Origin of the sequence: Pseudomonas sp. S5F11 (genome assembly GCF_019641515.1) — a bacterium.
Taxonomy (GTDB): Bacteria; Pseudomonadota; Gammaproteobacteria; order Pseudomonadales; family Pseudomonadaceae; genus Aquipseudomonas; species Aquipseudomonas rhodesiae.
Genome location: NZ_JAIFJZ010000001.1, coordinates 3487280 through 3514126 on the forward strand (window position 1 = coordinate 3487280; position 26847 = coordinate 3514126).

The window sequence follows — 26847 nt, forward strand, 5'->3', positions numbered from 1 at the left end:
CGACTGAAACAGAGCGGCCTAATTACAAACAGGCAACATCTTTTACGCCGCCTGCACTTGATTACGCCCCGCCGCCTTGGCTCGATACAACGCTTCATCGGCGCGCTTGAGCGCCAGTTCGCTGCGCTCACCCGAGCGCAATTGCGCCACGCCCATCGACACCGTGATCGTCACCGGTTCGCCTTTGAAGTGAAACGGACACGCTTGAATTGCCTCGCGCAGCCCTTCACCCACCGCCAAGGCCTCGGCGAGGGTCGAATCGGGCATCAGCAAGACAAACTCTTCACCGCCAAAACGCGCGATGAAATCGGTGGGCCGCAGGCGCTTGCTGAGCACATTGGCGATGATCTTCAGCACCTTATCGCCGGCCAGGTGGCCGTAACCATCGTTGATGCGTTTGAAGTGGTCCAGGTCCAGCATGGCCAGCGACAGGCTGTTGCCGCGCTGGTGCCAGGTATTGATTTCGTAGTCCAGGCGCTCGCTCCAGGCCGCACGATTGGGCAGGCCGGTCAATGGATCGATCAGGGCCTTCTGGCGCTGCACTTCAAGGTGTTCACGATAGCCCTGGGCTTCCTGCTCCATGTTGGCGACGCGCTCGGCCAGGCCTTTGAGGCGCTCGGCAACCTCCTGCTCGCGCAGATCGCGTTGTTGCCGATGCTCGTCCATGGTGCCGAGCAAGCCCTCAAGATGGCTCTCCAGCACCTGTTTGAGGCTGTCCAGGTCGGCGGCGTCCTGTACGCTGGTTTGCAGCCCATCGACCTGCTCGCGGATCTGCGTATCCAGTTCACGCGCGGCAGAGCTACTGTCGGCATGCCCGTCACTGGCCACCTTCAGATGCCCCTGGAAGGCTTCGAGGCGCTCATTGAGTTGCTTGAGATAAGCCTCGAATTCTAGATGGCCACTGTCGGTGATCGCCAACATCAGTACCGCCAGATCATCCAGGATCGGTAGCAGTTCATACCAGTTCAAACCGTGGGCCAGACGCTCGCGCATCGCTTCAGCCTGAGGGCGATGACGCTCGGGCAGGTCCAGCTCTTCGAGCAAGCCGATAAGCGTGTCTTCGATGTGCTTGGCCACGGAGCTGTAGGACGGCTCGGGCGAGTCCGGCAAAGCGTATTGGCCGTCCGATTGCATCGCGTCGGGGTCAAGCGCCTCCACGTCCAACACAGGCGGCAGCGACAGACTGCCAATTACCGTCTGCTCCGGTGCCTCTATGACGTCGGGCTGCGGTGCGTCGATAAAGGCGGCGAGGGCGCTTTCGTTGGCCGGCTCTTGCGCCTGCGGTTCGAGCTCAGGCGCCTTGGGTTCCGTGCGGGCCAGCGCAGCTTTGACCGGCTCGGCCACTGCGTCGGCTTGAGGCGGAGATTCGTAGACGAAGGTCTCGACGGCAATTTGGGCTGGCTGGATCGGTGTGGCGGGTTGAGGCGCCGCGGCTTCGGGTTGTGGCGCGAAGGCGCGCAAAGCCTGGGTCAGCTCTTCGGATTGCTCGGGCTGCGGGGTTTCCGATGCGGATTTAGTCGCAACCGGTGCAGCTGAGGGGCCGGGAGCCGGCTCACTGGCAGGTGCTTCTACGTGGGTGTCCTTGGTTCCGAACAAACGCTGTAAAAGCCCTGGTCCGGGACGTGGAGTTTCACCATCCGGGTCCAGGTTAGTCAGCGCCTGCCCTTGCAGGTCGCTCAGCTCGCTGAGCAATAGCGGAATTTCCCGGGCCTGGCCGACACGGCCATCCAACTGTTTAGCGAAGGTTTTCAACGGTCGCGCCACCTCGCGTGGCAGCGGCAGTTTCTGCAACTGCGTGACCAGGGACGTCAGCGCGGTGCTCATCTGTTCAACCCGGGTTTCGCGGCGCTGCTCCGAATCCAAAACGGCTTTTTCCAGACGCGGCAGCAGCGCGGCGAGGGCGGCGTCCATGTCGTCGGTGCGGACAACGTCGCGCATCTCCTTCATGCACTGGTCGACCGCGCGGTCGGTGCCTTCAGCCGCCAAGGTGCTGCGCACGAGGCCACGGCGCAGCAGGTCGAGGCGCGCAGCCCAGCGGCGTTCGAGTTTGTCTTGTTGCTCGATGCTTAACAGGTATTTTTCTTTCCAGCGCTGGGCGTCGTCGCTCATGCAAGGGGTCCGCGAGGGCCGGGGCTCAACGCGGGCAATGCATCAGCCGTGAGCGAACCCGGCAGACGAATCTCTACCGCGACCGGCAGGTGATCGGAAATGGGCTGCGCAAGCACCTGCACACTTTCCAGCGTGAGGGTGGGACTGAGCAGGATATGGTCGAGACAGCGCTGCGGACGCCAGCTGGGAAACGTCGCTTCGACTTGCGGCGCCAGCAACCCGAGGTCGCGCAACGGCGAGTTTTGCAGCAGGTCATTGGCATGGGTGTTCATATCACCCATCAGCACCTGATGCTTGTAGTTGCCGATCATTTCGCGCACGTAAGCCAACTGCAGGTTGCGCGTACGCCCCCCGAGCGCCAGGTGCATCATAACCACCACCAACGCTTCCGGCCCTTCGCCGAAACGTACGAGGATCGCACCACGGCCCTTAGGGCCTGGCAGCGGGTGGTCTTCGATAGCGGTGGGTTTCAAGCGACTCAGCACGCCATTGCTGTGCTGCGCCAGGCGCCCGAGGTTGCGATTGAGCTGCTGGTACCAGTAGGGGAACGCTCCGAGCCTGGCCAGGTGTTCCACCTGATTGATGTAACCGGAACGGATGCTACCCCCATCGGCCTCCTGCAGCGCGACCAGGTCGAAATCGCTCAACAGGTCGCCGATCTTCTGCAGATTACCGGCCCGCCCGTTGTGGGGCAGCAAGTGCTGCCAACCACGGGTGAGGTAGTGCCGATACTTTTCGGTACTGATGCCAACCTGAATATTGAAACTGAGCAGGCGCAGACGGCTGTCCGCGAGCTGGCCAGTGGATTCCAGGTGATCTTCGTTGACCCGCGGATCATGCAGGCCAACGACACGTTCGGTACCCCAGCGGCGCATGAAAGGCCCCTTACTTGGCTGCGCGCTCTTTGGCGATCAGTTGGTCAGCAACGTTGAGGGTCTGTTCAGGCCCACCAGTGGAACCCAGGTCGAAACGGTATTTGCCGTTGACGATCATGGTCGGAACGCCTTGCACGCCGTATTTCTGCGCCAGCTCCTTGGCCTGTTTGATCTGGCCCTGGATAGCGAAGGAGTTGAAGGTGGCCAAGAACTTATCCTTATCGACACCTTGGGTGGCAACAAAGTCAGCCATGTCTTCAGGCTTGGTCAGACGCTTGCCTTCTTTCTGAATCGCGTTGAACACTGCGTTGTGGACCTTGTGCTCGACACCCATGGCTTCGAGGGTCAGGAACAGTTGGCCGTGGGCATCCCAAGGGCCGCCGAACATGGCCGGGATGCGTTTGAAATTCACGTCTTTAGGCAGTTTCTCAACCCACGGGTTGATGGTCGGTTCAAAAGCGTAGCAATGCGGGCAGCCGTACCAGAACAGCTCAACCACTTCGATCTTGCCCGGCACCGAGACGGGCACTGGGTTGGCCAATTCGACGTAGGTCTTACCGGCTTCAAGCGGCACATCGGCAGCTTGAGCGGTCATGCCGAAAAGGCTGGCAGTGACGAGAGCGGCGCTGAGGATCAGATTACGCATGCTTTACTCCTGGACAAATAAAGTCGCCTCACGCGACCTTAGTTGTGACCGGTCGACGCAGGCATGAGTTCGTTAGTGTAACGGCAGCGGCCACAAAAAAGGGCGGCCATGGCCACCCTTTTTATGCTTGCATCGCGGGATTAATCGAGCGTTAACGTCGCCGCGCCGATCAGTGCAGGCCCTGGATATAGCTGGACACTGCCGCGATGTCTTCGTCGCTCAGCTTGCGGGCGATGGTGCGCATGGTCATCGCATCGCCATCGTTGGCACGACCGGCTTCTTCCTTGCGGAAATCGGTCAGTTGTTTAGCGATGTATTGAGCGTGCTGGCCACCCAGATGTGGGAAACCGGCGGCGGCATTGCCCGCGCCGTTGGGCGAGTGGCAACCGGTGCAAGCCGGCAGGCCTTTATTCAGGTCACCGCCACGGAACAGCTTCTCGCCACGCGCTACCAGTTTCGGATCGGCAGCTCCCACACTGCCTTTCTGGCTGGCGAAATACGCCGCGATGTCCGCCAGATCCTGATCGTTGAGGTTGGTCAGCAAGCCGGTCATTTCCAGCACCGTGCGCTTGCCTGACTTGATGTCCTGCATCTGCTTGGTCAGGTAACGCTCACCCTGGCCGGCCAGTTTGGGGAAGTTCGGCGCCGGGCTGTTGCCATCCGGTCCGTGGCAAGCACCACACACGGCGGCTTTCGCCTGGCCCGCAGTAGCGTCGCCTGCAGCATGGGCAACACCGGTGATGCCCAGGGTCAACAGCAGACTCACGATCAGTTTGTTCATCAGCTAATCCAACTACGGCTAAGGGTTTAAGAGTTATCTACCGGGTTTACTCACCATCCATTCAATGACGGCCTGGTAATCCTCAGTACTGCAGTCCATGCACAAACCACGCGGCGGCATTGCCTTGAAACCCTGGCTCACGTGCTGTACCAGCGTGTCCATACCTTGCGCCAATCTCGGCGCCCAGGCTGCCTGATCACCCCGCTTCGGGGCGTTCGGCAACTGGCCAGCATGGCAAGCCACGCAAACTCGGTTGTACAGCGCTTCCGGTTCCTGTGTAGCCTGAGCGCCGTAAAGCGGAATCAGGACACCGACAGCGAGCAACCATCTGGTCATACATCGACCTTTTCAGGGTTTGAGAGCGTTTTGCGTTCTAATGCGCAATGAAGGTCTATCGCTCCCGTGAACTTCATCCTTCGCTGGGACAAAGCACACACAAAATCTGCGGCATTATATACTGGCGCCACTGAAACGGAAACGACACCGCTTGCCGCACCCTTTTTCGGCACCGCCCACATCGGAAATCTCATGCAACTCAAGAATCCCATCCTCGGCCTGTGCCAACAGTCCACGTTTATGCTCAGCGCCGCCAAAGTTGACCAATGCCCCGATGACGAAGGCTTTGAAGTCGCCTTCGCCGGCCGCTCCAATGCCGGTAAATCCAGCGCCCTGAACACGCTCACCCACGCCAGCCTGGCGCGCACCTCGAAAACTCCGGGCCGCACGCAACTGCTCAATTTCTTCAAGCTAGACGATGATCGGCGTCTGGTCGACCTGCCAGGCTACGGTTATGCGAAAGTACCGATCCCGTTGAAGCTGCACTGGCAGCGTCACCTGGAGGCTTATCTGGGTGGCCGGGAGAGTTTGAAGGGTTTGATCCTGATGATGGATATCCGCCACCCAATGACCGACTTCGACCTGCTGATGCTCGATTGGGCGGTCGCCAGCGGCATGCCGATGCACATCCTGTTGACCAAAGCCGACAAGCTGACCTACGGCGCGGCCAAGAATACGTTGCTCAAAGTGCAGTCGGAAATCCGCAAGGGTTGGGGCGATACGATCACCATCCAATTGTTCTCCGCGCCTAAGCGCATGGGCTTGGAAGAGGCTTACACCGTTCTAGCGGGCTGGATGGAATTGGCGGACAAGGGCGCGGAAATCGCCGAGTAACTTTTCTGCGGGCAAAAAAAACCCCGGACTTCTTATGGGGAGGGGAAGTTCGGGGTTCAAGTTCCGGACCGCTAGGGCGGGGTCCAGATATCTGCCAACACTTAACACAACATAGGAGCATTGAAGGGCTTCACCACCCATTCAGTAACTCTGAGTGGCAGTTCACAGGTTAAGTTCCGAACTGCCCGAAAACTATTGGAAATAACTGTCAGGTCTTTCCGACATAAAGCGCAATGCCACCACCCTTAGCGATGGCAAAGCGCCCGTTATCAGTGCGCTTCATCCCAGTTATCACCCACGCCCACTTCCACCAGCAACGGCACATCCAGCTGGGCTGCGGCGCTCATATGCTCGCGGATCTTCTCGCTGACTTGCGCAACCAGGTCTTCACGCACTTCCAGTACGAGTTCGTCGTGCACTTGCAGGATCACCTTGGCGTCCAGGCCCGAGTCGGTAAGCCAGTTATCCACCCGCACCATGGCTTTCTTGATGATGTCCGCCGCCGTGCCTTGCATCGGCGCGTTGATCGCGGTGCGTTCCGCCGCGGCGCGCTCTTGGGGTTTATTGGAGTTGATATCCGGCAGGTACAGCCGGCGCCCGAAGAAGGTTTCGACATAACCTTGATCGGCCGCCTGGGCCCGAGTGCGCTCCATATACTCGCGCACTCCCGGGTAGCGGGCGAAGTAGACGTCGATATAAGCCTTGGCCGTCTTGGTATCGACACCAATGTCCTTACCCAGCTTTTGCGCGCCCATGCCGTAGATCAGACCAAAGTTAATCGCCTTGGCGCTGCGACGCTGGTCGGACGTGACCGCCCCCAGCTCGACCTTGAACACTTCGGCCGCCGTGGCCGTGTGCACATCCAGGTTATGACGGAAGGCATTCATCAGCCCTTCATCTTTGGACAAGTGCGCCATGATGCGCAGCTCGATCTGCGAATAGTCCGCCGCCAGCAGCTTGTAGCCCTTGGGTGCGACAAACGCCTGGCGAATCCGCCGCCCCTCGGCGGTACGCACCGGAATGTTCTGCAGGTTCGGGTCACTGGACGACAGTCGACCGGTCGCCGCCACTGCCTGGTGATAAGACGTGTGGATACGCCCGGTGCGCGGGTTGATCTGCTCCGGCAGGCGGTCGGTGTATGTGCTTTTGAGCTTGCTCATGCTGCGGTACTGCATCAGCACTTTGGGCAACGGGTAGTCATCTTCGGCCAGCTTGGCCAGCACTTCTTCAGCGGTGGAGGCCTGGCCTTTGCCGGTTTTCTTCAGTACCGGAAGCCCGAGCTTTTCGTAAAGAATCGCCCCTAGTTGTTTGGGCGAGCCCAGGTTGAACGCCTCACCGGCGATCTCGAATGCTTGTCGCTCCAGCTCCACCATCTTGTTGCCCAGTTCGATGCTCTGGACGCCCAGCAGCTGCGCATCCACCAAGGCACCCTGACGCTCGATACGTGCCAACACCGGCACCAACGGCATTTCGATGTCCGTCAGCACACTGGCCAAGCTCGGGATGGCGGCCAGTCGCGCATGCAGCGCCTGATGCAGACGCAGCGTCACATCGGCATCTTCAGCCGCATAAGGGCCGGCCTGCTCCAGTGGAATCTGGTCGAAGGTGAGTTGCTTGGCGCCTTTGCCGGCGATGTCTTGGAAGCTGACAGTGTCGTAGTCCAGGTATTTCTTCGCCAGGCTGTCCATGTCATGCCGGGTCGCGGTGGAATTGAGCACGTAGGATTCGAGCATGGTGTCGAATGCAATGCCGCGCACCGTGATGCCGTGCGCGGGGTCGCCGCCGATGGCACAGTTGGCCAGGATGTTCATGTCGAACTTGGCGTGCTGGCCGACTTTGAGCTTGTTCGGATCTTCCAGCAGCGGTTTCAGGGCGAGCAATACGCTGTCGCGATCCAGTTGCTGCGGTACGCCGATGTAGGAATGGGCTAGGGGGACGTAGGCCGCTTCGTGGGGCTGCACAGCAAAGGACACGCCGACCAATTGCGCCTGATGAGCGTCGATACCGGTGGTTTCCGTGTCGAACGCGATCAACGTTGCAGCGTCGAGCTTCTTCAGCCAGACGTCGAACGTGGCCTGATCCAAGATGGTGGTGTAGACCGCTTCAACAGGGGCCACAACCACTGCCTCCGCTACCGCCGCGACGGGGGCCGCTTCGGTCGACGCCTTCAGTTCGACGCGTTTGGTATCACGCTGCACTTCGTCGTACCAGCTCTTGAACTCCAGCAGGGTGTACAGCTCCAGCAGTTTTTCACGGTCCGGTTCGATCAGATGCAGGTCATCCAGGCCCACGTCCAGCGGCACATCGATCTTGATCGTCGCCAATTGGTAGGAAAGAAACGCCATTTCCTTGTGTTCTTCCAACTTGGCCGGCAGGTTCTTGGCCCCACGGATCGGCAGCGTCGGCACGATATCCAACTGCTCATAAAGCTCTTTGAGGCCACCATTGACGCCCACCAGCAGGCCGGACGCAGTCTTGGGGCCGATGCCCGGTACGCCGGGGATGTTGTCGGACGAATCGCCCATCAACGCCAGATAGTCGATGATCTGCTCGGGAGCGACGCCAAATTTCTCCTTTACGCCCTCCACGTCCAAGGCGCTACCGGTCATGGTGTTGACCAAGGTAATGTGCCCGTCGACCAACTGCGCCATGTCTTTATCACCGGTGGAGATCACTACCGGACGGTCAGCGGCCGCACTGCTGCGCGCCAGGGTGCCGATCACGTCGTCGGCCTCGACGCCTTCGACGCACAGCAACGGGAAGCCCAAGGCGATCACGCTCTGGTGCAGCGGCTCGATCTGCAGGCGCATGTCATCAGGCATGCTGGGGCGGTTGGCCTTGTATTCGGCGTACATGTCATCGCGAAAAGTCCCACCCTTAGCGTCGAACACCACCGCGAACGGGCTGTCCGGGTACTGCTTGCGCAGGCTTTTGAGCATGTTCAAGACGCCTTTGACCGCACCGGTCGGCAGGCCTTTGGAGGTGGTCAGCGGTGGCAGCGCGTGGAAGGCGCGGTACAGGTAGGACGAACCGTCCACCAGGACGAGGGGGGCTTGGCTCATGAGCAGGATCAACCTTTTCGGCGGGTCAGGCGCTAGAATAGCCGGACCAATGAAAACAAAGGGACAAGGTTATCATGCGTACATTCAATCGCCTGCTGTTGACCGGCTTGATCGCACTCGCTCCGATGGCTGCCATGGCGGCAGACGATGCGCCTTCGGGCGACCCGCAAGTTACCATTCGCACGGAAGGCGATAAGACTATTCAGGAATATCGTCAGAATGGCTTCCTGTACGCAATCAAGGTGATCCCTAAGAAGGGCCCGCCCTATTTCCTGGTGCGCGCAGACGGAACCGATGCGAACTTCATCCGCTCCGACCAGCCGGATATGCTGATCCCGTCATGGAAGATCTTCGAATGGAAATGACTTCTTAACTTCAATTGGCGCCGCCCACCGCGGCGCCCGTACTGGCAGTTTTAACCATGTCTGTGTTTACCCCCCTGGCTCGGCCCGAGCTGGAAACCTTTCTTGCCCCTTATGGGCTCGGCCGCCTGCTTGACTTCCAGGGGATTGCCGCTGGTAGCGAAAACACCAACTTCTTTATCAGCCTGGAGCAGGGCGAGTTTGTCCTGACCCTGGTTGAGCGCGGCCCGGTGCAGGAAATGCCGTTCTTCATCGAGCTGCTGGACGTACTCCACGACGCCAACCTGCCCGTGCCATACGCCCTGCGTACAACCGATGGCGTGGCCCTGCGCGAACTGGCCGGCAAACCGGCGCTGTTGCAGCCGCGTCTGGCCGGCAAGCACATCAAAGATGCCAATGCCCAGCACTGCGCCCAGGTCGGCGAATTGCTCGGTCACCTGCATCTGGCGACTCAGGGCGACAAGGTGCTGGAGCGTAAGACCGATCGCGGGTTGGACTGGATGCTCAGTGAGGGCAACCAACTGATTTCACATCTTAACGATGCCCAACAGCGCCTGTTGCAAGGCGCGCTGGATGAAATCGCCGCCCATAAGGCTCAGATCCTCGCCTTGCCTCGGGCCAACGTGCACGCGGACCTGTTCCGCGACAACGCGATGTTCGAAGGCACACATCTGACCGGCCTGATCGACTTCTACAACGCCTGCTCGGGCCCGATGCTGTACGACGTGGCGATTGCCCTGAACGACTGGTGTTCGGACGCCGACGGTGTGATCGACGCACCCCGCGCTCGCGCACTGTTGGGCGCCTATGCGAGCCTGCGGCCATTTACCGCCAAGGAAGCCGAACTGTGGCCGACCATGCTGCGGGTAGCGTGTGTACGCTTCTGGCTCTCGCGCTTGATCGCGGCCGAGTCGTTTGCCGGGCAGGATGTTCTCATTCACGATCCCGCCGAGTTCGAACATCGCCTAGCGCAGCGTCAGCAGGTCACGGTCAACCTGCCATTCGCGCTCTAAGCGCCGATCCGGTCAACAATGCGGGAAGGGGCAAACCCTTCCTGCATTTGAACTGCACTAAGACTTACAACGACTCCAGGCACCCAGCCAGGTCATTACCCAACTTTTCCAGCACCTGCTCATAACCTTGCGCGGTCGCCGGGGTGTAACCGCCCAAAGCATCCAATTCCGCCAGTTTTACCGGCAACCCTGCCACCAGGGTTTCAGCTAAACGCGGACGCAGCGGCGGTTCGCTGAACACACAGGTTTTGCCCACTTCCTGCAACCGCGTACGCATTGCCGCGACGTGCTGAGCCCCCGGCTGTACCTCAGCGGCAACACTGAACACGCCGGCATGCTTGAGGCCGTAGGCAGCTTCGAAGTAATCGAAGGCTTCGTGAAAGACGAAGTAGGGCTTGTCGCCGATGCCAGCCAGACGTGTCTTCAAGCGCGCGTCCAACGCATCCAGGCGTGCGGCGAAAGCCTTGGCGTTGCTCTGATAACGCGCGGCATTGGCAGGGTCGGCGCTGGCGAGATCGGAGGCCATGCGCGCGGCAATCACGCGGGCGTTCACTGTCGATAGCCACAAGTGGGCATCCAAGCCGCCTGGACGGTGATCGTGATCATGTTCGTCGGCTTCATCGGCGTGGGAATGACTATCTTCGGCGAAACGGCGCAATTGCATGCCAGGCAGGTCCTGCACGGCCACAGTTGTGGCTGTACGATTTTTGAGCACGCGAGGCAGGAAGGTTTCCATGTCCGGCCCGATCCAATACAGCAGGTCGACCGACTGCACACGCCGTACGTCGGATGGGCGCAAGGCGAAGTTATGCGGCGACGCGCCCGGCGGCAACAGCACTTCCGGAACCGCCACGCCGTCCTGCACCGCCGCGGCGATCAGCTGCAACGGCTTGATGCTGGTGAGCACCTTGACGTCGGCCTGAGCGGCACCGGCAATGAATAAACTGGTGACAAATACGACAAAAACGGGAAAAAGTCGGGACACGATGACCACTCAATGGCGTAGGAACGGGTAACATAATAACGTCTCTATCAAATATCTGTCGCCGCTCATGCCTATAACACCGCTTGCCAGCCGTCCCCACGACCACTCTCACTGCGTGCACAGCGCGCTGTCGGAGGCCGATGCGCTGTGCGCACGCCAAGGCCTGCGCCTGACCGCGCTGCGGCGGCGCGTGCTGGAATTGGTCTGGCAGAGCCACAAACCACTGGGCGCCTACGACATTCTCGGCGTGCTCAGCGAGCAGGACGGCCGCCGCGCCGCGCCGCCTACGGTTTATCGCGCGCTGGATTTCCTGCTGGAAAACGGCCTGGTCCACCGTATCGCCTCCCTCAACGCGTTTGTCGGGTGCAACCACCCGGAGCATGCGCACCAGGGCCAGTTCCTGATCTGCCGGGTGTGCCATGCGGCCATCGAGCTTGAACAAAAAAGCATCAGCGATGCGATTATCCACAGCGCCGCCGACGTTGGCTTCCAAGTCGAAGGGCAAACCGTCGAAGTGGTCGGTTTGTGCTCGGGTTGCCAGGGGGCTTGATGAGCAACGCGTTAATCCGTCTGGAGCAGGTCGGCGTCAAGTTCGCCGGGCAAAACGTGCTGGATAACATCGCGCTCAGCGTGGAGCAGGGGCAGATCGTCACACTGATCGGCCCTAACGGTGCCGGCAAGACCACGCTGGTGCGCGCCGTGCTCGGCCTGCTCAAGCCCGACAGCGGCAGTGTGTGGCGCAAGCCCAAGCTACGCGTGGGCTATATGCCGCAGAAACTGCATGTGGACCCAACTCTGCCGCTGTCCGTATTGCGCTTCCTGCGTCTGGTGCCCGGCGTGGACCGCGCCCGCGCCCAAGCCGCACTTAAGGAAGTCGGCGCCGAACAGGTGATCGACAGCCCGGTACAAAGTATTTCCGGCGGCGAAATGCAACGCGTGCTGCTGGCCCGCGCGCTGCTGCGCGAACCGGAGCTGCTGGTGCTGGACGAGCCCGTGCAGGGCGTCGACGTCGCCGGCCAGGCCGAACTGTATAGCCTGATCACCCGCCTGCGCGACCGCCACGGCTGTGGCGTGCTGATGGTGTCTCACGATCTGCATCTGGTGATGAGCACCACCGACCAAGTGGTATGCCTCAACCGCCATGTGTGCTGCTCGGGCCACCCGGAACAAGTCAGCGGCGACCCGGCATTTGTCGAGTTGTTCGGCAAAAACGCGCAAAGCCTGGCGATTTACCATCACCATCATGACCACGCCCATGACCTGCATGGCGCGGTGGTCGACGACCCGAGCGTCCCCCATACCCACGTTCACGGAGATAGCTGCAAGCATGGCTGATTTTCTGCTCTACGCCCTGCTGGCAGGCTTGGCTCTGGCACTGGTCGCGGGCCCTCTGGGCTCGTTCGTGGTCTGGCGGCGCATGGCCTATTTCGGCGACACCTTGTCACACGCCGCGCTGCTGGGCGTAGCCATGGGCTTCCTGTTGGATGTGAGCCCGACCATCGCCGTGACCGCCGGCTGCCTGCTGCTGGCCGTGCTGCTGGTGACGCTGCAACAGCGCCAGCCGCTGGCTTCCGACACCTTGCTGGGGATCCTGGCACCGAGCACCTTGTCCCTGGGCCTCGTGGTGCTGAGCTTTATGCATGAAGTGCGCATCGACCTGATGGCTTACCTGTTCGGCGATCTGCTGGCAATCAGCCCCACCGACCTGGCCTGGATCCTCGGCGGCAGCGCGATGGTGCTGGTGTTGCTGGTGACGCTGTGGCGCCCGCTGCTGGCGATCACCGTGCATGAGGAACTGGCCAGGGTCGAAGGCTTGCCGGTGCCCGCCCTGCGCATGGCCTTGATGTTATTGATCGCGGTGGTGATTGCTGTCGCGATGAAGATTGTCGGCGTATTGTTGATCACATCGTTGCTGATCATCCCCGCCGCGGCCGCTCAGCGTCACGCCCGCTCACCGGAGCAAATGGCGATTGGCGCCAGCCTGCTGGGGATGCTTGCGGTGTGTGGGGGCCTGGCGTTGTCGTGGTTCAAGGACACGCCGGCCGGACCGTCGATCGTGGTCACCGCCGCCGCCCTGTTTCTGCTGAGTTTTGTCCTGCCCCGTCGAGGGGTGTAGACTTGCTCGCTTTTTGCGCAAATAGAGAGTCGCAGGAATGAAGCCGTTCACCGCACGTTATCTGCTCCTTGCCGCATTTTCCCTGCTGCTGGGTGCCTGTCAAAGCACACCGCCCGCTGCCCCGGAGGCCACGGACCCGCGTGCTGCGGCCATCGCGCAGCTGGAGCAAAACCTGGCCAGCAGTGAGTTGGCCACCGCCGAAGACCAACTCGCCACCCTGCAGGCCCAGACGCCCAATGATCCGGCGCTGGAAACCTACCAGCGCCAACTGGCCGAAGCCTATCTACAACGCAGCCAAATCGTGCTGCAAAAAGGCGACGTCAACGCGGCCGCCACCGCCTTGAGCCGCGCCCGGGCATTGATGCCAAAAGCACCGGCGCTGACCGGCGGCGTCAACAGCGCTATCACTCACGCCCGTAAAGCCGAGCTGGATCAAGCCGAAGAGGCCCTTAAAGCCGCCGAAGCCAAGCCCGCCGCGAAGGTCATCGACCCGGCAGCACCGAGCACCACCGTGGCGCTGAACCTCACCAACATCGAAGACATGCGCCATCAGCTCGACGCCATCGCCACCGACGTGGTGAATTACCAGTGCGACGTGAGTATCCAGGTGCCGCGCACAGAAGATTACCCGTGGCTGGCCAGCCTGCTGAGCAAACGGGTGAAGCGCATTGATTCGGGATATGACCTGAAGATTCACCGGCAGATTTTGAAGAAGATCCCGGCGCAGATCGTGCTGATTCCGCGCAAGGCGCAGTGAAGTAAAAGCATCGGGGGCAAGCCCCCTCCCACACATTGAACTTTGAATACATTCAAATGTGGGAGGGGGCTTGCCCCCGATAGCTATCTAACTAGCAACTCCTGCCTTAAGCCGGAATCGCCTTGGCCTTCGGTTCACGCTCCCAGACCCGGTGCTGCGCAATCGCGGCGAAGAACGCCTTGAATGCTTTGGCATCCGAGCCGACGATCAGCCCCGCATCCGCCTCTAGCTTCAGCTGATCCAGCAGCGGCTTCACATCCGCCCCTACGGCAATCGCCTTCAGGTGCTTGTAGGCTTCCAGTACGTAGTGCAACGCCACACCGTCGCCGCTCAGGGCTTTCACCGAGTCTTTGCCGCCAGGGATAAACACCGCGTCGAACGCAATGGACGGCATGCCTTCCATCGACGCATCCACCGCCAGGGTTTTGCCATCGGCCGTCTTCACCGGCGCCGAAGTCGGCCCCAGCAATTTGGCGTGAGCCCCTTCGGCCTCTAGGGCCTTTTTCAATGCATCAATAGCGGCACCATCCACGCCGTTGGCGGCCAGAATCGCCACTTTGCGCGTCTTGATATCCCCCGACAGCAGGTTCACTTGGCTCAACGCTGGCGACGTTTTCACCGATGTTTCGCGTGGCGGCACGGTGCCCTTGGTCGGTGCCGGCAGACCCAGGTTCTGCGCCACACGCTTGGCCAGTTCCAAATCGATATTGGCGAGGATCTCGTTCACTTGGCGCGCACGAATATGCTCGCGCTCGACCTTGCCCAGCTCAAAGCTGTAAGCGGCAATAATGTGCTCTTTCTCGTGGTGGCTCATGCTGTTGAAAAACAGCGTGGCCTGGGAGAAGTGATCGCCAAACGACTCACTGCGCTCACGTACCTTGTTGGCGTCGACGCGCTCGTAATAGGTTTCGAAGCCACCGTCGGTCGGGCCCGGCGGGGTTTCTTTCGGCCAGCCGCCATCGATGGAGTTCGGCTCGTAAGAGGCACGTCCCTTATCAATCACGCTGCGGTGCTGCGCGTCGCGCTGGCCGTTATGGAACGGCGCGACTGGTCGATTGATCGGGATTTCATGGAAGTTCGGACCACCCAGGCGGCTGATCTGCGTGTCCGTGTAGGAAAACAGACGGCCTTGCAGCAGCGGGTCGTTAGTGAAATCGATACCCGGCACGATATGACCCGGGCAGAACGCCACCTGCTCGACTTCGGCAAAGAAGTTGTCTGGGTTGCGGTTAAGCACCATCTTGCCCAGCGGCGTGATGGGCACCAACTCTTCGGGGATGATCTTGGTCGGGTCGAGCAGGTCGAAGTCAAACTTATGCTCGTCCTCTTCGGCGACGATCTGTACGCCCAGCTCCCACTCTGGGTAGTCACCGCTCTCGATGGATTCCCACAGGTCGCGGCGGTGGTAGTCGGTGTCTTTACCGGCAAGCTTCTGCGCTTCGTCCCACACCAGGGAGCAGGTGCCGACCTTCGGACGCCAGTGGAATTTGACGAAGCTGGACTTGCCCTCAGTGTTGATCAGGCGAAAGGTATGCACGCCAAAACCCTGCATGGCGCGCAGGCTTTTCGGAATGGCGCGGTCGGACATTGCCCACACCACCATGTGGGCCGATTCCGGCACCAGGGAAACGAAATCCCAGAAAGTGTCGTGCGCCGAGCCGCCGGTCGGAATTTCGTTATGGGGCTCAGGTTTTACCGCATGCACGAAGTCAGGAAACTTGATCGCGTCCTGAATGAAAAACACTGGCATGTTGTTGCCCACCAAGTCGAAGTTGCCTTCCTCGGTGAAAAACTTCACGGCAAAGCCGCGCACATCGCGCACGGTGTCACCGGAACCACGCGGGCCCTGTACGGTGGAGAACCGCGCAAATACCGGGGTTTTATGCTCGGGGGTCCGTAGGAATCCGGCCTTGGTCAGTGCCGAATGGTCTTCGTAGGTCTGGAAATAGCCATGGGCGCCGGTACCGCGAGCATGCACGATGCGCTCCGGGATGCGCTCATGGTCAAAGTGCGTGATTTTTTCACGCATGATGAAGTCTTCGAGCAGCGACGGGCCGCGGGAGCCGACCTTCAAGCTGTTCTGGTTGTCAGAAATCTTCACGCCCTGGTTGGTACGCAAAGCCTGGCCGGTGGCATCGGAGCGAAAGGCTTCCAGGGCCTGCAGCTTGGCGTTGGTATTGCCGCGGTCCAGGGTATCGGTCCCCGCGAGTTCGCTCTTGGACGGGGTAGCTGGCTTCTTGGTGCTCATCAGTCAAAACTCCTTATTCAAAGTGGCCAGAGCGTTCCCCGGCTCATTTGAGCAAAACCCCAGGCACGGCACCTGGGAAATTGAGTTGCTTAAGTAGGGACTGACAGGGTTTTGCGCCGTTCCTTTTTTATGACCTTTGATCGCGTTATTGCCAAATCGCTGGTTGGATACGAAATAAATGCTAAGAAACGCTATACGGACAGGCTAAAATGCGCGCCCGGCTAACCGCTGATCCCTTTTCATGCGCCCCACAAGGTTCGCTACGTGATCGAGTTTCAAAACGTCCATAAAACCTACCGTGTCGACGGTAGGGATATCCCCGCGCTGCATCCCACCAGCCTGCGAGTCGAGAACGGCCAGGTGTTCGGCCTGATCGGCCATTCGGGTGCAGGTAAAAGCACGCTGTTGCGCTTGATCAACCGCCTGGAAGAACCCAGCGGCGGTCAGATCACGGTCGATGGCGAAGAAGTCACCGCCCTGGACGCCAACGGCCTGCGTCGTTTCCGTCAGCAGGTCGGCATGATCTTCCAGCACTTCAACCTGCTGGCTTCCAAGACCGTCGCCGACAACGTGGCGCTGCCACTGACCCTGGCCGGCGAAATGTCGCGCAAGGCAATCGACCAACGGGTGGCAGAACTGCTCGCTCGCGTGGGCCTGTCCGAACACGCCAAGAAGTACCCCGCGCAACTCTCCGGCGGCCAAAAGCAACGCGTCGGCATCGCCCGCGCCCTGGCAACCAAGCCGAAGATCCTGCTGTGCGACGAAGCCACCAGCGCCCTCGACCCGCAGACCACCGCGTCGGTCCTGCAATTGCTGGCCGAAATCAATCGCGAGTTGAAACTGACCATCGTGCTGATCACCCATGAAATGGATGTGATCCGTCGCGTATGCGACCAAGTCGCCGTGATGGACGCCGGTGTGATCGTCGAGCAGGGGTCGGTGGCGGATGTGTTCCTGCACCCTAAGCACCCGACCACCAAGCGTTTTGTGCAGGAAGCCGACCAAATCGACGAAAGCGAACAGCGCGATGACTTCGCTCACGTGCCTGGCCGTATCGTGCGCCTGACATTCCAGGGCGAAGCGACTTACGCGCCATTGTTGGGTACCGTCGCGCGCGAGACGGGAGTGGACTACAGCATCCTTGCCGGTCGTATCGATCGCATCAAAGACATTCCCTACGGGCAACTGACTCTGGCCATCACCGGCGGTGATATGGAAGCAGCTTTCGCCCGCTTCACCGCAGCCGACGTGCATATGGAGGTCCTGCGTTAATGGACGTGTTACTGCATTACTTCGATAAGGTGGATTGGGCCGACATTTGGGTCGCCACCGGTGACACCATGCTGATGCTCAGCACTTCACTGCTGTTCACCGTGCTGGTCGGCCTGCCGCTCGGCATCCTGCTCTTCTTGTTCAGCCCACGTCAGTTGCTGGAGCAGAAAGCCACCTACGGCGTTCTGGCGTTTATCGTCAACGCTATACGCTCACTGCCGTTTATCATTCTGCTGATTGTGATGATTCCTACAACGATCTTTATCACCGGCACATCCCTGGGAGTGGCCGGCGCTATTCCGCCGTTGGTGGTAGGCGCCTCGACGTTCTTCGCGCGGCTGGTGGAAACGGCTCTGCGCGAAGTGGATCGCGGCATCATCGAAGCTACGCAAGCCATGGGTGCCACTACTCGGCAGATCATCGTCAAGGCACTTTTGCCCGAGGCGAAGCCTGGCATCATTGCCGCAATCACCGTGACCGCCATTGCACTGGTGGGCTATACCGCCATGGCCGGCGTGGTCGGTGCCGGCGGGTTGGGCGACCTGGCGATCCGCTATGGATACCAGCGTTTCCAGGACGACGTCATGGTCGTCACCGTCATCATGTTGATTGTGCTGGTGCAGATTCTGCAAACCATCGGCGACAAGCTGGTGACACACTATTCTCGAAAATAACGGCCATTGCCGGCCAACTGCCGGCAGATGCCCGAACAAGGAGCTTGCTGGATGAAAAAACTACTGGTTGCTTTCGCCGCCGTTGCCGCGTTTTCCGCTCACGCGGCCGAGACCCTCACCGTCGCGGCCTCGCCGGTGCCCCACGCGGAAATCCTCGAATTCGTGAAGCCGGCCCTGGCTAAAGAAGGCGTGGACCTCGAGGTCAAGGTGTTCACCGATTACGTGCAGCCCAACGTACAAGTGGCCGAGAAGCGCCTGGACGCCAACTTCTTCCAGCACCAACCGTACCTCGATGAGTTCAACAAGACCAAGGGCACTCACTTGGTAAGCGTGGGCGGGGTACACCTGGAGCCCCTGGGTGCTTACTCCAGCAAGTACAAAAAAATGGACGAGCTGCCAAGCGGCGCCAACGTCGTGATCCCGAACGACGCCACCAACGGCGGCCGCGCCCTGCTGCTTCTGGCCAACAACGGCCTGATCACCCTGAAGGACCCAACCAACATCCTGTCGACCATCAAAGACATTACCGCCAACCCGAAAAACCTGAAGTTCCGCGAACTGGAAGCCGCCACCCTGCCACGCGTATTGACCCAGGTCGACCTAGCGCTGATCAACACCAACTACGCCCTGGAAGCCAAGCTGGACCCTGCCAAGGACGCCCTGTTGATCGAAGGCAGCGACTCGCCGTATGTGAACATCCTAGTCACCCGCGAAGACAACAAGGACGCGGACGCCGTGAAGAAACTGATCGCCGCGCTGCATACCCCTGAGGTGAAGCAATTCATCGAAGAAAAATACAAAGGTGCGATCAAGCCGGCTTTCTGATCCTGAAGAAACAAACTGATCCCCAGTCCACTGGCGATCGACAATTTGGGAGGGGGCTTGCTCCCGATAGCAGTGCTTCAGTCGGCATCTACATCGACTGACACCTGCTATCGGGGGCAAGCCCCCTCCCACATTAGGTTTGTGCAAGACTCGAATGTGCTAATCGACGACCAACCGTGGTTCAGTGCCTCTGACATCGGCAACCTGATGGGCTTGCATCTCAATTCAGCTTTACGGCGTGAACTCGATTCCGATGAACAGCAAACGCTGCCCCCGATCCCTCAGGCAACACAAAGCCCCCTCCCACATTAGGTTTGTGCAAGACTCGAATGTGCTAATCGACGACCAACCGTGGTTCAGTGCCTCTGACATCGGCCACCCGATGGGCTTGCATCTCAATTCAGCTTTACGGCGTGAACTCGATCCCAATCAACAGCAGACGCTGGCCCCGACCCCTCAGGCAACACAAAGCAAATGTGGGAGGGGGCTTGCCCCCGATGGCAATGCTTCAGTCGACATCTACATCGACTGACACTCTGCTATCGGCCAAGCAAGCCCCCCCCACATTTTTTGTGTCGGCTACTACTGACGCTGTAACAACCCTGGTAATTGCGCCACCAGCTTCTGGTTGTTCAACGGCGCGCGGATAAAACCACGTTGCGTTCCGTCCGGGCCGATCAGCGCGAGGTTACCGCTGTGATCGACGGTGTAGTTCGGCTTGCTGGTATCGGCCGGGATGAACGGGATACTCACGGCGTTCGAGACCTTCTGCACCTCAGCCACATTTGCGCCGGTCAAACCCTGGAATTGCGGATCGAAATAGCCCAGGTACTGCTTGAGCTGGGTCGGAGTGTCGCGGTTGGGGTCGACACTCACCAGGATCACCTGAAGCTTATCCACAACGTCCTTGGGCAGTTCGCTCTTGATCTGGCGCAGTTGAGCAAGGGTGGTAGGGCAAATGTCCGGGCAGAAGGTGTAGCCGAAGAACAGCAGGCTCCACTTACCCTTCAATTCATTGATCACCACCGGCTGGCCGTCCTGATTGGTCATGGTCACCGGCGGCAGCGCGCGGCTTTGCGGCAGCAGGATGATGCCGGCGTCGATCAGCGCGGTGGGGTCGCCCTGGCCTTTGCCGTTGAGCACTTTGTTAACGGTCAGGCCCATGATCAACGCGACGATGGCCACCAGGATAAAGACGGTTTTTTGAGTTCGAGTCATAGGTTCAACAGTAAGTAGTGGTCTACGAGCAGCGCGATAAACAGTAGGAACAGGTACCAGATAGAGTACTTGAAGGTGTTGATCGCCGCGTGCGGCCGACCGCCACGGTACAACACCCAGGCCCATTGCAGAAAGCGCCCACCCAAGACCAGCGCGCAACCCAGGTAGAGCGGGCCGCTCATGTGGATCACGTAGGGCATCAGGCTCACTGCCAGTAGGGCGAAGGTGTAGAGCAGGATATGCACCTTGGTGTAATGCTCGCCGTGGGTTACCGGCAGCATCGGAATATCGGCCTTGGCGTACTCCTCTTTGCGGTGAATGGCCAAAGCCCAGAAGTGTGGCGGGGTCCAGGCGAAGATAATCAGCACCAGCAGCAGCGGTTCGGCGCTGACATGCCCAGTGACGGCAACCCAGCCCAGTAGCGGTGGCGCCGCTCCGGCCAAACCGCCGATAACGATATTCTGCGGCGTAGCGCGCTTGAGAAACCCGGTATAGATCACCGCATACCCCAACAACGATGCCAAGGTCAGCCATGCCGCCAGCGGATTGGTGAACGCCAGCAGCAGCGTCAGCCCAGCCACTGACAACACCAACGCAAAGGCCAGCGCGCCCACAGGCTGCACGCGCCCCTGGGCCAACGGGCGCTTATGGGTGCGAGCCATCACGGCGTCGATCCGCCGGTCCACCACGTGGTTGATCGCCGCCGCGCCGCCTGCACACAGAGCGATCCCCAGATTGCCGAAAATCAGCACCGTCCACGGCACGCCAGCGCGGGTCGCGAGAAACATACCGACCAGGGAAGTGATCAACATCAGCACCACCACTTTCGGCTTGGTCAGCTCCAGATAGTCGCGCCAGAGCGCCTGGTCGTGCCGCGCGCCGGTCAAGGTCGCCATGGCATTTCTCCTTTAAGGGTGGTCAGGCCCGATATCTGTTTGCGCGGGATAAAGCGCCAGCCGAACGGCCGCTGACTGCGCACCCGTACCAGGCTGGTACGCGCGTGGTAATTGACCAGCACCAGCGTCAGCAACAACCCGGCGCCACCGGCGTTATGGGCCACGGCCACCGGCAGCGGCAGATGGAAATACACATTGCTCAAGCCCAGGCCGATTTGCGCGGCCAAGGCAATCAGCAACAGGCCCGCCAGTCGCGTCATGCCCACCGCGCGCAGTTGCCAGGCCAAACCGAGCAGGGCCAAGGTGACGATGACCGCGCCCAAGCGGTGGGTCAGGTGAATCGCCGTACGCGCCTCGCTGTCGAGCTGCCCGCCCAGGTAGTTCGGGCCGATATGTTGGGTCAGGTGAAAACCGTTGGCAAAGTCCGCCGCCGGCCACCATTGACCGTGGCAGGTGGGCAGGTCGATACAGGCCACGGCCGCATAGTTGGAACTTACCCAGCCGCCCAGCGCGATCTGGCCGATCACCAACACCAGCCCGGCCGTGGCCCAATATTGCAGGCGCTTCGGCACGATCAACGCCGGTAACACTCCCGACAAACGCAGGGTCAGCAAAAACAGCAGGCTCAGGGTGGCAAAGCCGCCCAGCAAGTGCCCTGTGACCACTTGCGGCCACAGCTTCAATGTCACCGTCCACATACCAAACGCCGCCTGGGCGAATACCACGGCGAGCAGAAACAGCGGCAACTTCACCGGCTGACCGGGATCGCGCCGATGGCTCCAGCACCGCGCCGCCAACACGCCGATCAGCAGCCCCAAGGTGCCGGCGAAGTAGCGATGGATCATCTCGCTCCAGCCTTTGTCGGCCTCCACCGGCGTGTTGGGAAAATGCAATTCGGCATGGGCCAGTTGGGCTTCACTGTTGGGCACCCCAATAAAACCGTAGCAACCGGGCCAATCCGGGCAGCCGAGACCGGCGTGGGTCAGGCGGGTATAGGCACCCAGCAGCACGACGATCAGCGCCAGCAGGGTGGCAAACAACGCGAGGCGAAATCCAGGTTTGGCCATGACGATGCCCTTATCCGATGTTGGACAGTTTCAACAGATGACGCAGGTCGTTGAGCAGATCCTTGCCCTTGACCGTGGCGTCATAGCGCAGCACCAGGTTGCCGTGGGGATCGACGATCCAAAGCTGCGCGTCACCCGGCGCGGCGGCGTTTTTGCCGAAGGTCGACAGGTCCAGCGCGTAGCGTTGCAACTGGGGGTATTCGGCCTTGAGCTTGGCGTCATAGTCAGTGCTCAAAGGTTGCGCGCTGGCCAGGGCATGACTGGCGCGCGAAGCATCGCGGCCCAGGCCAATCTGCAGTTGCCGCGCCAGGTACACCAGTTGCTGGCAGTCGGCGGCGCAGGCCGTGGGTGCCGTAACCAGCAGTTGCCAGCGCTGCTCGTCGGCCTGCACGCCGATGTCGGCGCGGGTCTGACCATCACCAATCAGCTCGCCGTGATAGCTGCGACTATCGGGCACCCAGAACTGCAGCTTGTACATGAGTGTGGCCAACACCATCGGGCCGATGACCATCAGCAGAATCAGGATCAACTGCCAGCGGCCTTTGCGACGGTCGGGCAGCTCAGACATGTTGGGTGGATTCATGGCCGCTCTCATGGGGCTTCTCCTTTTTTGTGTGGTGCCATCCGAGATAGAGATAAAGCGCCAGCAACGCCAAGACCATGGCGAACCACTGCACGGCATACGCCAGATGTTTTTCCGGGCCCATGGCCACGACCGGCCAGCGGGTTTCGTACGTGCCCGGGCCGGGTTCGGCGCGCAACTCGTAGGCATACCCGCTGCGACCCAGCTCGGCCCACAACGCGGAGGGGTGCAGCGCGGTGAGCAAGCGCGGCCAATTGGACGCCACCGGGTCGGCCTGCAATTGGAAGGTTTCGCCCGGCGCCACGTACACCCAGGCGTCGAGATTCACCGGTTGTTCAGGGGTGGTGAAGGCCGGCGGGGTGCGCCGGTCCGGCCAGGGCAGCCAGCCGCGATTGAGCAACAGCCACAGACCGCTGGCCTGGTCATGGAAGGGTTGCAGCAGCTCGACACCAGCCTTGCCATCGCGCATGCGGTTGTCGAGCAGTACGCTGTGCTCGGCATCGAACTGCCCGCGCAGGTGAACCCGACGAAACGCAGGGTCTGCGAGCGCCGCGAGCTGGTCACCATGGATCGGTTCGGCCGCACGGCGCTCGGCATAGCTGTCCACCAGCACCTGCTTTTCCTGGCCGCGAGACAGCTGCCAGCATCCCAGCCCCACCATCAGCGGCAGCAGCACAAGCACTACCACCGTCGGCGCAATACCGGGACGAAAGCGCTGCCAGGCACTGGCTATACTGGATTTCATCGCCCCTCCCCTCGAAAGCCCAGGAGCCGCACCATGCTCAAAGCAGCTATTGCCCTGATGCTGATCGCGACCGTCGTGAGCCTGTTCAGTGGCTTGTTCTTTCTGGTCAAGGACGAGGGCCACTCCAACCGCCTCGTCACTGCCCTGACCGTGCGCGTGGTGCTGGCCGTGATCACCCTCGGCTTGATTACCTGGGGCTTTTTCAGCGGCCAGTTGGTGTCGCACGCGCCGTGGTGAAACGCCCTACAGCACGTAAACGAAGAAAAACAGGCCGATCCATACCACATCCACAAAGTGCCAATACCAACTGGCCGCTTCGAAGCCGAACTGGTGCTCGGCATTGAAATGCCCGCGCAGGATGCGCATCAGCATCACAAACAGAATGATCGTGCCGATGGTCACGTGGGCGCCGTGAAAACCGGTGAGCATAAAGAAGGTCGCGCCGTACACGCCCGAGCCCAAGGTCAGACCCAGCTCTTTATAGGCGTGGATGTATTCCTCGGCCTGGAACCCCAGGAACGCCAAGCCCAGCAGCACGGTGATCGCCAGCCAGAGTTTCAGAGCACCGCGATGGCCTTTACGCAGGGCATGGTGGGCAATGGTGATGGTCACGCTGGAACTGACCAGCAGGATCGTATTGACCAACGGCAAGCCCCACGGGCTGATAGTGCCCTCCGGCGCTGGATAGAGTTTCGGGTCCGGGTTGTTGAGCAACGGCCAGGCAAACTCGAAGTTCGGCCACAGCATGTGCGCAATGCCCTTAGGGCCTTCGCCCGCCAACGCCGGACCGGACACATGCCGCACATAGAACAGCGCACCGAAGAACGCGATAAAGAACATCACTTCGGAAAAGATGAACCAACTCATGCCCCAGCGGAACGAGCGGTCCATCTGCGAACTGTACAAACCGGCGCGACTTTCCTTGATCACCGCGCCGAACCAGCCGAACAGCATGTAGGCCAACAGCAGGCCACCGACGAAAAAGATCCACGGCCCGTGGGATTCCGGGCGCGCGGCCTTGAGATCGTTAAACCACAGGCCCAGGCCGTACACGGTGATCAACAGGCCGAACGTGGCAATTATTGGCCATTTGCTTTGCGCTGGTACGTAGTACGTATCATGAGTCGACATGTATTCGCTCTCCTGATTGAGCGGGCAAACAGTAGCTAGCCGCCGCTATGGGCAGCCACGGGCGGTTGGCGCGCAGTGATATCGAACAGCGTGTACGCCAGGGTCAAATGCTTTACATCCTTGGGCATGTCGCGATCGACAATGAAACGCACGGGCATTTCGATGCGCTCGCCAGGCTGCAGCACTTGCTGGGTGAAGCAAAAACACTCGGTTTTGTGGAAATACACCGCCGCTTCGGCCGGGGAAATGCTCGGAATCGCCTGGGCGGTCATTGGCTTATTGCTGGGGTTGTAGGCCACGAACAGCATCTCGTTGACCGCCCCAGGGTGGACCACCAGTTCATCGGCCTTGGAGCGAAACTCCCAGACCATGTCGATGGCATTGGTGGCCAGAAACTGCACGCGCACCTGGCGCGACGGGTCCACTACCTGCGAGCCCTCGTACTGCCCAGCGGTCTTGCCGTTGATGCCAAATGCCTTGCACATCACGTCGTAGATGGGCACCAGGGCGAACCCGAAGGCGAACATCGCCACCACCAGGATCAACAGCCGCGTGACCAGGCGCCTGACGGGCACGGAGTCAGCCATGACGCCCACCTGCTGCGTCGCAAACCAGGGTGATGTCGGCTGACATACCGTCATCGGGAGCAAGCCCCCTCCCACAGGGGATTAGCGTCTTCATTTGACCTCCGGCGGCGTGGTGAAGGTGTGGTACGGCGCCGGCGATGGAATGCTCCATTCCAACCCTTCGGCGCCATCCCACGGTTTGGCCGGTGCCGGTGGGCCGCCACGGATGCACTTGATCACGATAAACAGGAAGAAGATTTGCGTGGCGCCGAACATAAACGCGCCGATCGACGAGACCATGTTGAAGTCGGCGAACTGCAGGTTGTAGTCCGGCACCCGCCGCGGCATGCCCGCCAGGCCCACGAAGTGCATCGGGAAGAACGCCATGTTCATGCCCACGAAAGACAGCCAGAAGTGCAGCTTGCCCAGGGTTTCGTCGTACATATGGCCGGTCCATTTCGGCAGCCAGTAGTACGCCGAGGCGAAGATGCCGAAGATCGCGCCGGGCACCAGTACGTAATGGAAGTGCGCCACCACGAAGTAGGTGTCGTGGTACTGGAAGTCCGCCGGCGCAATCGCCAGCATCAGGCCGGAGAAGCCGCCGATGGTGAACAGAATCACGAAGGCCACGGCAAACAGCATCGGCGTCTCGAAGGTCAGCGAGCCTTGCCACATGGTGCTGACCCAGTTGAACACCTTCACCCCCGTGGGCACGGCGATCAGCAACGTGGCGTACATAAAGAACAACTCGCCCACCAGCGGAATGCCCACCACGAACATGTGGTGCGCCCACACGATAAACGACAGAAACGCGATGCTCGCCGTGGCGTAGACCATCGAGGTGTAACCGAACAATGGCTTGCGCGAGAAGGTCGGGATGATCGAGCTGACGGCGCCGAAGGCCGGCAGGATCATGATGTACACCTCAGGGTGGCCGAAGAACCAGAACACATGCTGGAACAGCACCGGATCACCGCCACCGGCGGCACTGAAGAAGCTGGTACCGAAGTGGATATCCATCAGCATCATGGTCACGCAGCCGGCCAGCACCGGCATCACCGCAATCAGCAGGAACGCGGTGATCAACCAGGTCCACACGAACAGCGGCATCTTCATCAATGTCATGCCGGGCGCACGCAGGTTGAGGATGGTGGCGACTACGTTGATCGCACCCATGATCGAACTGATGCCCATCAGGTGAATCGCGAAGATGAAGAACGTCACGCTTTCCGGCGCATAGGTCGTGGAGAGCGGCGCGTAGAAGGTCCAGCCGAAATTCGGCCCACCGCCTGGCGTGAACAAGGTCGATACCAACAACAGGAATGCCGCCGGCAACAGCCAGAAACTGAAGTTGTTCATGCGCGGCAGGGCCATGTCGGGGGCACCGATCATTAGCGGGATCATCCAGTTGGCCAGGCCGACAAATGCCGGCATCACCGCGCCGAACACCATGATCAGGCCGTGCATGGTGGTCATCTGGTTGAAGAATGCGGGTTCCACAATTTGCAAACCCGGTTGGAACAACTCGGCGCGAATCACCATGGCGAAGGAGCCGCCCAACAAGAACATGGTGAAGGCAAACCACAGGTACATCGTGCCGATGTCTTTATGGTTGGTGGTCAGCACCCAGCGCATCAAACCTTTGGCGGGGCCGTGGGCATGGTCACTGGCGTGGCCATGGTCATCGATCACAGCGCTCATGGCCGTTCTCCTGCAAACGAAGGGGCGGGGCGGTTCAGGGCATTT

General features: G+C 60.5%; 27 protein-coding genes. 11 read left to right on the forward strand and 16 right to left on the reverse strand.

The features are described from left to right. Nucleotides 1–42: 42 nt before the first annotated feature. From K1567_RS15650 to K1567_RS15670, 5 genes are all read right to left on the reverse strand, one after another. The gene (locus K1567_RS15650) at nucleotides 43–2109 is read right to left on the reverse strand and encodes a diguanylate cyclase (RefSeq protein ID WP_034101722.1); all 2067 of its coding nucleotides are present in this window, start codon (nucleotides 2107–2109) and stop codon (nucleotides 43–45) included. Continuing rightward, complete coding sequence (locus K1567_RS15655; protein ID WP_034101720.1) at nucleotides 2106–2984, reverse strand: endonuclease/exonuclease/phosphatase family protein; 879 nt, start codon at nucleotides 2982–2984, stop codon at nucleotides 2106–2108. The genes K1567_RS15650 and K1567_RS15655 overlap by 4 nt, the downstream gene beginning before the upstream one ends. A gap of 10 nt (nucleotides 2985–2994) precedes the next feature. Continuing rightward, nucleotides 2995–3630: a thiol:disulfide interchange protein DsbA gene (dsbA, locus tag K1567_RS15660; protein WP_034136358.1), complete on the reverse strand. Its 636-nt coding sequence runs from the start codon at nucleotides 3628–3630 to the stop codon at nucleotides 2995–2997. A 169-nt stretch (nucleotides 3631–3799) separates the two neighbouring features. Beyond that, nucleotides 3800–4411 (reverse strand): cytochrome c4, encoded by a 612-nt coding sequence (locus tag K1567_RS15665; RefSeq protein WP_034111144.1) that lies wholly within the window; start codon nucleotides 4409–4411, stop codon nucleotides 3800–3802. Between the two features lie 33 nt (nucleotides 4412–4444). Continuing rightward, entirely contained in the window at nucleotides 4445–4747 is a 303-nt protein-coding gene (locus tag K1567_RS15670; protein ID WP_034101715.1) for a cytochrome c5 family protein, read from the reverse strand. A gap of 192 nt (nucleotides 4748–4939) precedes the next feature. On the opposite strand from K1567_RS15670, the gene yihA reads away from it, so the two are divergent. Next, nucleotides 4940–5581 carry a ribosome biogenesis GTP-binding protein YihA/YsxC gene (gene yihA / locus K1567_RS15675; RefSeq protein WP_003187369.1) on the forward strand — a complete coding sequence of 214 codons (642 nt, stop codon included), beginning with the start codon at nucleotides 4940–4942 and terminating at the stop codon, nucleotides 5579–5581. Nucleotides 5582–5850: 269 nt separating this feature from the next. Here the strand turns inward: yihA and polA are convergent, their stop codons facing one another. After that, entirely contained in the window at nucleotides 5851–8643 is a 2793-nt protein-coding gene (polA, locus tag K1567_RS15680; RefSeq protein WP_169867678.1) for a DNA polymerase I, read from the reverse strand. 74 nt (nucleotides 8644–8717) lie between these two features. Between polA and K1567_RS15685 the strand changes: the two genes are divergently transcribed. Both K1567_RS15685 and K1567_RS15690 read left to right on the forward strand, forming a co-directional pair. Then, complete coding sequence (locus K1567_RS15685) at nucleotides 8718–9008, forward strand: DUF2782 domain-containing protein (RefSeq protein WP_034101712.1); 291 nt, start codon at nucleotides 8718–8720, stop codon at nucleotides 9006–9008. Nucleotides 9009–9064: 56 nt separating this feature from the next. Next, the gene (locus K1567_RS15690) at nucleotides 9065–10018 is read left to right on the forward strand and encodes a homoserine kinase (RefSeq protein WP_047882320.1); all 954 of its coding nucleotides are present in this window, start codon (nucleotides 9065–9067) and stop codon (nucleotides 10016–10018) included. A 64-nt stretch (nucleotides 10019–10082) separates the two neighbouring features. Here K1567_RS15690 and K1567_RS15695 read toward each other — a convergent pair whose 3' ends face one another. Then, nucleotides 10083–11012, reverse strand: coding sequence for a zinc ABC transporter substrate-binding protein (locus K1567_RS15695; protein WP_034111140.1), 930 nt, complete (start codon nucleotides 11010–11012; stop codon nucleotides 10083–10085). 58 nt (nucleotides 11013–11070) lie between these two features. Here K1567_RS15695 and zur point away from each other — a divergent pair, with 58 nt between their 5' ends. From zur to K1567_RS15715, 4 genes are read left to right on the forward strand one after another with little or no spacing between them, the layout of a single operon-like run. Continuing rightward, on the forward strand, nucleotides 11071–11553 hold the full coding sequence (zur, locus tag K1567_RS15700; RefSeq protein WP_034101709.1) for a zinc uptake transcriptional repressor Zur: 483 nt from the start codon (nucleotides 11071–11073) through the stop codon (nucleotides 11551–11553). Continuing rightward, nucleotides 11553–12338 carry a zinc ABC transporter ATP-binding protein ZnuC gene (znuC, locus tag K1567_RS15705; RefSeq protein WP_047882319.1) on the forward strand — a complete coding sequence of 262 codons (786 nt, stop codon included), beginning with the start codon at nucleotides 11553–11555 and terminating at the stop codon, nucleotides 12336–12338. The genes zur and znuC overlap by 1 nt, the downstream gene beginning before the upstream one ends. Next, entirely contained in the window at nucleotides 12331–13119 is a 789-nt protein-coding gene (gene znuB, locus K1567_RS15710) for a zinc ABC transporter permease subunit ZnuB (RefSeq protein ID WP_034101706.1), read from the forward strand. Before znuC ends, znuB begins: the two co-directional genes overlap by 8 nt. Before the next feature lie 37 nt (nucleotides 13120–13156). Beyond that, nucleotides 13157–13876, forward strand: a complete 720-nt coding sequence (locus K1567_RS15715; RefSeq protein ID WP_034101705.1) for a PA5502 family lipoprotein — start codon at nucleotides 13157–13159, stop codon at nucleotides 13874–13876. 106 nt (nucleotides 13877–13982) lie between these two features. On the opposite strand, the gene katE is transcribed toward K1567_RS15715, so the two are convergent. Next, nucleotides 13983–16124: a catalase HPII gene (katE, locus tag K1567_RS15720; protein ID WP_034111138.1), complete on the reverse strand. Its 2142-nt coding sequence runs from the start codon at nucleotides 16122–16124 to the stop codon at nucleotides 13983–13985. A 264-nt stretch (nucleotides 16125–16388) separates the two neighbouring features. Here katE and K1567_RS15725 point away from each other — a divergent pair, with 264 nt between their 5' ends. The 3 genes from K1567_RS15725 to K1567_RS15735 are packed head-to-tail and all read left to right on the forward strand — an operon-like array spanning nucleotide 16389 to nucleotide 18895. Next, nucleotides 16389–17396: a methionine ABC transporter ATP-binding protein gene (locus K1567_RS15725; protein ID WP_034111136.1), complete on the forward strand. Its 1008-nt coding sequence runs from the start codon at nucleotides 16389–16391 to the stop codon at nucleotides 17394–17396. Continuing rightward, nucleotides 17396–18070, forward strand: coding sequence for a methionine ABC transporter permease (locus K1567_RS15730; protein WP_034101701.1), 675 nt, complete (start codon nucleotides 17396–17398; stop codon nucleotides 18068–18070). The genes K1567_RS15725 and K1567_RS15730 overlap by 1 nt, the downstream gene beginning before the upstream one ends. Before the next feature lie 51 nt (nucleotides 18071–18121). Then, complete coding sequence (locus tag K1567_RS15735; RefSeq protein WP_047882318.1) at nucleotides 18122–18895, forward strand: MetQ/NlpA family ABC transporter substrate-binding protein; 774 nt, start codon at nucleotides 18122–18124, stop codon at nucleotides 18893–18895. Between the two features lie 582 nt (nucleotides 18896–19477). On the opposite strand, the gene K1567_RS15740 is transcribed toward K1567_RS15735, so the two are convergent. From K1567_RS15740 to K1567_RS15760, 5 genes are read right to left on the reverse strand one after another with little or no spacing between them, the layout of a single operon-like run. Continuing rightward, nucleotides 19478–20113, reverse strand: a complete 636-nt coding sequence (locus K1567_RS15740) for an SCO family protein (protein ID WP_034101699.1) — start codon at nucleotides 20111–20113, stop codon at nucleotides 19478–19480. Beyond that, nucleotides 20110–21009 carry a heme o synthase gene (gene cyoE, locus K1567_RS15745; RefSeq protein WP_213548410.1) on the reverse strand — a complete coding sequence of 300 codons (900 nt, stop codon included), beginning with the start codon at nucleotides 21007–21009 and terminating at the stop codon, nucleotides 20110–20112. The genes K1567_RS15740 and cyoE overlap by 4 nt, the downstream gene beginning before the upstream one ends. After that, complete coding sequence (locus K1567_RS15750; protein ID WP_099312987.1) at nucleotides 20997–22076, reverse strand: heme A synthase; 1080 nt, start codon at nucleotides 22074–22076, stop codon at nucleotides 20997–20999. The genes cyoE and K1567_RS15750 overlap by 13 nt, the downstream gene beginning before the upstream one ends. 10 nt (nucleotides 22077–22086) lie before the next feature. Continuing rightward, on the reverse strand, nucleotides 22087–22671 hold the full coding sequence (locus K1567_RS15755) for a hypothetical protein (RefSeq protein WP_034101695.1): 585 nt from the start codon (nucleotides 22669–22671) through the stop codon (nucleotides 22087–22089). After that, nucleotides 22637–23404: an SURF1 family protein gene (locus tag K1567_RS15760; RefSeq protein WP_040266511.1), complete on the reverse strand. Its 768-nt coding sequence runs from the start codon at nucleotides 23402–23404 to the stop codon at nucleotides 22637–22639. The genes K1567_RS15755 and K1567_RS15760 overlap by 35 nt, the downstream gene beginning before the upstream one ends. 33 nt (nucleotides 23405–23437) lie before the next feature. On the opposite strand from K1567_RS15760, the gene K1567_RS15765 reads away from it, so the two are divergent. After that, complete coding sequence (locus K1567_RS15765) at nucleotides 23438–23641, forward strand: twin transmembrane helix small protein (protein ID WP_034101693.1); 204 nt, start codon at nucleotides 23438–23440, stop codon at nucleotides 23639–23641. A gap of 6 nt (nucleotides 23642–23647) precedes the next feature. Here K1567_RS15765 and K1567_RS15770 read toward each other — a convergent pair whose 3' ends face one another. The 3 genes from K1567_RS15770 to ctaD all read right to left on the reverse strand — a co-directional run bounded on the left by K1567_RS15770 (nucleotide 23648) and on the right by ctaD (nucleotide 26802). Then, a complete protein-coding gene (locus tag K1567_RS15770) occupies nucleotides 23648–24535 on the reverse strand; it encodes a cytochrome c oxidase subunit 3 (RefSeq protein WP_034101692.1) in 888 nt (295 codons plus the stop codon). Between the two features lie 35 nt (nucleotides 24536–24570). Beyond that, nucleotides 24571–25122: a cytochrome c oxidase assembly protein gene (locus K1567_RS15775; RefSeq protein ID WP_220698628.1), complete on the reverse strand. Its 552-nt coding sequence runs from the start codon at nucleotides 25120–25122 to the stop codon at nucleotides 24571–24573. Nucleotides 25123–25212: 90 nt separating this feature from the next. Continuing rightward, nucleotides 25213–26802, reverse strand: a complete 1590-nt coding sequence (gene ctaD / locus K1567_RS15780) for a cytochrome c oxidase subunit I (protein WP_034101690.1) — start codon at nucleotides 26800–26802, stop codon at nucleotides 25213–25215. Nucleotides 26803–26847 lie beyond the last annotated feature (45 nt).